The 5,227-nt window shown below is 59.6% G+C and carries 2 rRNA genes; both read right to left on the reverse strand.

Annotation, left to right across the window (positions count from 1 at the left end):
* Window positions 1-112 precede the first annotated feature (112 nt).
* A 23S ribosomal RNA gene (locus PHK61_RS31490) occupies window positions 113-3,229 on the reverse strand.
* Window positions 3,230-3,593: 364 nt separating this feature from the next.
* Window positions 3,594-5,125 (reverse strand): 16S ribosomal RNA (locus PHK61_RS31495).
* The 16S and 23S rRNA genes sit together here, the layout of an rRNA operon.
* Between the last annotated feature and the right edge of the window lie 102 nt (window positions 5,126-5,227).

A 5,227-nucleotide genomic window follows, 5' to 3' on the forward strand; every position in this document is an offset into this window, starting at 1 on the left:
GGCCTGTGGGGTGGGGTGTGTGGTCGTTGGGATATGCACAGTGGACGCGAGCAGTTCTGTTGTTCGTTACGCAGTTGGTTGCCGTGGCACGTCGTGATTGCTTGACGTGTGTGTGGGCAAGTCCTCGGCCTATTAGTACCAGTCCACTGAACGCCTTGCGGCGCTTACATGTCTGGCCTATCAACCCACTGGTCTGGTGGGGGCCTTAACCCTCGGAGGGGTGGGAGACCTCATCTTGGAACGGGCTTCCCGCTTAGATGCCTTCAGCGGTTATCCTTTCCGAACGTAGCCAACCAGCCGTGCCCCTGGCGGGACAACTGGCACACCAGAGGTTCGTCCGTCCCGGTCCTCTCGTACTAGGGACAGCCTTCCTCAAGTCTCCTGCGCGCGCGGCGGATAGGGACCGAACTGTCTCACGACGTTCTAAACCCAGCTCGCGTACCGCTTTAATGGGCGAACAGCCCAACCCTTGGGACCTACTCCAGCCCCAGGATGCGACGAGCCGACATCGAGGTGCCAAACCATGCCGTCGATATGGACTCTTGGGCAAGATCAGCCTGTTATCCCCGGGGTACCTTTTATCCGTTGAGCGACACCCCATCCACCTGGTGGTGCCGGATCACTAGTCCCGACTTTCGTCCCTGCTCGACCCGTCGGTCTCACAGTCAAGCTCCCTTGTGCACTTGCACTCGACACCTGGTTGCCGACCAGGCTGAGGGAACCTTTGGGCGCCTCCGTTACCCTTTGGGAGGCAACCGCCCCAGTTAAACTACCCACCAGGCACTGTCCCTGAACCAGATCATGGTCCGAGGTTAGATGCCCAATTCGACCAGAGTGGTATTTCAACGTTGACTCCACGACCACTGGCGTGGCCGCTTCCCAGTCTCCCACCTATCCTACACAAGCCGAACCGAGCACCAATACCAAGCTGTAGTGAAGGTCCCGGGGTCTTTCCGTCCTGCCGCGCGTAACGAGCATCTTTACTCGTAGTGCAATTTCGCCGAGTCTGTGGTCGAGACAGCGGGGAAGTCGTTACGCCATTCGTGCAGGTCGGAACTTACCCGACAAGGAATTTCGCTACCTTAGGATGGTTATAGTTACCACCGCCGTTTACTGGCGCTTAAGTTCTCAGCTTCACCTTGCGGTTAACCGGTCCCCTTAACGTTCCAGCACCGGGCAGGCGTCAGTCCGTATACATCGTCTTGCGACTTCGCACGGACCTGTGTTTTTAGTAAACAGTCGCTTCCCCCTGGTCTCTGCGGCCCCACCCCGCTAACCCGCAAGGGGTTTCACGGGACAGGGCCCCCCTTCTCCCGAAGTTACGGGGGCATTTTGCCGAATTCCTTGACCACAGTTCGCTCGAACGCCTCGGTATTCTCTACCTGACCACCTGTGTTGGTTTGGGGTACGGGTCGCGTAGGAACTCGCTAGAGGCTTTTCTCGGCAGCATGGGATCACTCTGCTTCGCCTCAAACGGCTATGCGTCACGTCTCAGCCTGGATGGCCCGCGGATTTGCCTGCGGACCGGCCTACACGCTTGCACCAGCACTACCACTAGCTGGCGGAGCTGCCCTCCTGCGTCACCCCATCGCTTGGCTACTACCAGGCGGGGTCCCGCGCTCCCCTCGCAGTGCTCCCGAAGGAGACACCCGAGGTTCGGGCGGTTAGCACACCTGGATTCGCCAGGGACGCGCCTACACGAGCACGGGAATATCAACCCGTTGTCCATCGACTACGCCTGTCGGCCTCGCCTTAGGTCCCGGCTCACCCTGGGCGGAAAAACCTGGCCCAGGAACCCTTGGTCATCCGGCGGCAGAGTTTCTCACTCTGCTATCGCTACTCATGCCTGCATTCTCACTCACACGGGCTCCACGGCTGGATCACTCCGCCGCTTCACCGCCCGCATGACGCTCCCCTACCCAACACCACCACCAGCCAACGACCGATGTCGAAGACAGTGTTCACGCGGTGTTGCCGCGGCTTCGGCGGTGCGCTTGAGCCCCGCTACATTGTCGGCGCAGGACCACTTGACCAGTGAGCTATTACGCACTCTTTCAAGGATGGCTGCTTCTAAGCCAACCTCCTGGTTGTCTGGGCGATCCCACATCCTTTCCCACTTAGCGCACGCTTAGGGGCCTTAGCCGGCGATCTGGGCTGTTTCCCTCTCGACGACGAACCTTATCGCCCGCCGTCTCACTGCCGCGCTCGAGCTCACCGGCATTCGGAGTTTGGCTGACTTCAGTAAGCTTGTAGGCCCCCTAGGCCAACCAGTGCTCTACCTCCGGTGAGTAACACGCGACGCTGCACCTAAATGCATTTCGGGGAGAACCAGCTATCACGGAGTTTGATTGGCCTTTCACCCCTACCCACAGCTCATCCCCCAGGTTTTCAACCCTGGTGGGTTCGGGCCTCCACGCCGTCTTACCGGCGCTTCACCCTGGCCATGGGTAGATCACTCCGCTTCGGGTCTAGAGCACGCGACTACCAACGCCCTGTTCGGACTCGCTTTCGCTACGGCTACCCCACACGGGTTAACCTCGCCACGCACCACTAACTCGCAGGCTCATTCTTCAAAAGGCACGCCATCACCCCGCTATACAGCTAAGGCTCTGACGGCTTGTAGGCACACGGTTTCAGGTACTGTTTCACTCCCCTCCCGGGGTACTTTTCACCTTTCCCTCACGGTACTTGTCCGCTATCGGTCATCAGGGAGTATTTAGGCTTACCGGGTGGTCCCGGCAGATTCACAGCGAATTACACGGGCTCGCTGCTACTCGGGCACGCCACAACGCGCGCTCGCAGTGTTTTCGCCTACGGGGGTCTCACCCTCTACGCCGACGCGTCCCAACGCCTTCGACTAACACCACGAACACCCGCACCACCGCGGCAGCAGCAGTACGTGACGCCCCACAACACCCCACCAGCAACACCTGCCGGCTCTCACACTGGCGGGGTTTAGCCTCTTCCGCTTTCGCTCGCCACTACTCACGGAATCACTGTTGTTTTCTTCTCCTGCGGGTACTGAGATGTTTCACTTCCCCGCGTTCCCTCCCACCGTCCTATACATTCAGACAGCGGTGACACCCCATGACGGGTGCCGGGTTACCCCATTCGGACACCCTCGGATCAACGCTCGGTTGACAGCTCCCCGAGGACTATCGCGGCCTCCCACGTCCTTCATCGGCTCCTGATGCCCAGGCATCCACCGTGCGCCCTTGACAACTTGACCAACACACACATCAAGAAATCACGACACAAATGTGCACAGAAACAAAAGATGCTCGCGTCCACTGTACAATTCTCAACGACCACACGAACCGAGGCCGCACCCCACCCACAGGCGAAGCCGGCCCCGACCGTCCCAAGAAAGAACCACCACCGGCCCGAAAGCCGGCGCGTTGTCCTCTCAGGACCCAACAGTGTGCTGTCTCCCGAAGAAGAAGTCCGGTGTTTCCACTTTTTCTCGAGCAACCTCTTCCCGAACCCGAGCCGGAAGCTCAGGCTGGTACCGAGGCCCTCCACCACCACACCCGGCGCGTGGAACATCCGCCCACGGACACCGAGAAACAGCGGTGTTCGGTGAAGCTCCTTAGAAAGGAGGTGATCCAGCCGCACCTTCCGGTACGGCTACCTTGTTACGACTTCGTCCCAATCGCCAGTCCCACCTTCGACCGCTCCCCCCACAAGGGTTGGGCCACGGGCTTCGGGTGTTACCGACTTTCGTGACGTGACGGGCGGTGTGTACAAGGCCCGGGAACGTATTCACCGCAGCGTTGCTGATCTGCGATTACTAGCGACTCCGACTTCACGGGGTCGAGTTGCAGACCCCGATCCGAACTGAGACCGGCTTTACGAGATTCGCTCCACCTCACGGTTTCGCAGCCCTCTGTACCGGCCATTGTAGCATGTGTGAAGCCCTGGACATAAGGGGCATGATGACTTGACGTCATCCCCACCTTCCTCCGAGTTGACCCCGGCAGTCTCCCATGAGTCCCCGGCATCACCCGCTGGCAACATAGGACAAGGGTTGCGCTCGTTGCGGGACTTAACCCAACATCTCACGACACGAGCTGACGACAGCCATGCACCACCTGCACACCAACCACAAGGGAACGCCCATCTCTGGACGCGTCTGGTGCATGTCAAACCCAGGTAAGGTTCTTCGCGTTGCATCGAATTAATCCACATGCTCCGCCGCTTGTGCGGGCCCCCGTCAATTCCTTTGAGTTTTAGCCTTGCGGCCGTACTCCCCAGGCGGGGCGCTTAATGCGTTAGCTGCGGCACGGAACCCGTGGAATGGACCCCACACCTAGCGCCCAACGTTTACGGCATGGACTACCAGGGTATCTAATCCTGTTCGCTACCCATGCTTTCGCTCCTCAGCGTCAGTATCGGCCCAGAGACCCGCCTTCGCCACCGGTGTTCCTCCTGATATCTGCGCATTTCACCGCTACACCAGGAATTCCAGTCTCCCCTGCCGAACTCTAGTGATGCCCGTATCGACCGCACGCCCAGAGTTAAGCCCCAGGTTTTCACGGCCGACGTGACACACCGCCTACGAGCTCTTTACGCCCAATAATTCCGGACAACGCTCGCACCCTACGTATTACCGCGGCTGCTGGCACGTAGTTGGCCGGTGCTTCTTCTCGACCTACCGTCAACCCCCCCAACAAGGAGGGCCTTCGTCGATCGCGAAAGAGGTTTACAACCCGAAGGCCGTCATCCCTCACGCGGCGTTGCTGCGTCAGGCTTCCGCCCATTGCGCAAGATTCCCCACTGCTGCCTCCCGTAGGAGTCTGGGCCGTGTCTCAGTCCCAGTGTGGCCGATCACCCTCTCAGGCCGGCTATCCGTCGTCGCCTTGGTAGGCCATCACCCCACCAACAAGCTGATAGACCGCGGGCCCATCCCCCACCGAAAAAACTTTCCACCACCCGGCATGCACCAGGAGGTCCTATCCGGTATTAGACCCAGTTTCCCAGGCTTATCCCGAAGTGGAGGGCAGGTCACCCACGTGTTACTCACCCGTTCGCCGCTCGTGTACCCCGAAGGGCCTTACCGCTCGACTTGCATGTGTTAAGCACGCCGCCAGCGTTCGTCCTGAGCCAGGATCAAACTCTCCAACAAAAAACATTGGAACAAACAGTCCCAGCAAAAACGACCCGGCCCCCCACTGGCAAACAAGGACCAGGCCACCCAAAGAAACCCCAACGACACCACACCCACAAA

This window comes from Actinomycetospora lutea (assembly GCF_028737205.1).
GTDB classification, from domain to species: domain Bacteria; phylum Actinomycetota; class Actinomycetes; order Mycobacteriales; family Pseudonocardiaceae; genus Actinomycetospora; species Actinomycetospora lutea.